General features: G+C 66.8%; 1 protein-coding gene. It reads right to left on the bottom strand.

Going from position 1 to position 497, the window contains the following annotated elements; genetic code table 11:
• Positions 1-20 precede the first annotated feature (20 nt).
• Positions 21-497 (bottom strand): enoyl-CoA hydratase-related protein (locus J5M56_RS24585; protein WP_207938008.1); only part of this gene is annotated, 477 nt, incomplete at its 5' end.

Here is a 497-nt window from a genome sequence, read left to right as displayed (position 1 = left end):
CGGGAGAGCGTGCAGCCATCTCAGCGTCCTTCGAAGCGAGGGGCGCGCTTTTCGATGAACGCGCGCACCCCTTCCGCGTAGTCGTACGATTGCCCGAGCTCGCGCTGAAGATCGCGTTCGAGATCGAGCTGCTGGTCGAGCGTATGGGTGAGGCTCGCACGCATCGCCTGCTTGATCGCCGCGATCGCCCGCGTCGGCTGTTGCGCAAGTTCTCGGGCGAGTTGTGCGGCGGCGCCCGCGAGTTCGGCATCGTCGACGACCCGCCACACGAGTCCCCAACGTTCGGCTTGTTCGGCACTCAGTTTGTCGCCGGTCAGTGCGAGCCCGAGCGCACGGGCGAAGCCGACGCGCTGCGGCAGGAACCACGTGCCGCCGGAATCCGGAACGAGGCCGATTTTCACGAACGACTGAATGAAGCTGCTCGATTTCGCCGCGATGACGAGATCGCAGGCGAACGCGAGGTTGGCACCGGCGCCCGCCGCGGTGCCGTTCACGGC

The sequence above is a fragment of the Pseudomonas sp. 51_B genome (genome assembly GCF_017491595.1).
Taxonomy (GTDB): Bacteria; Pseudomonadota; Gammaproteobacteria; order Pseudomonadales; family Pseudomonadaceae; genus Aquipseudomonas; species Aquipseudomonas promysalinigenes.
This window is presented reverse-complemented; position numbering and strand designations above follow the sequence as displayed.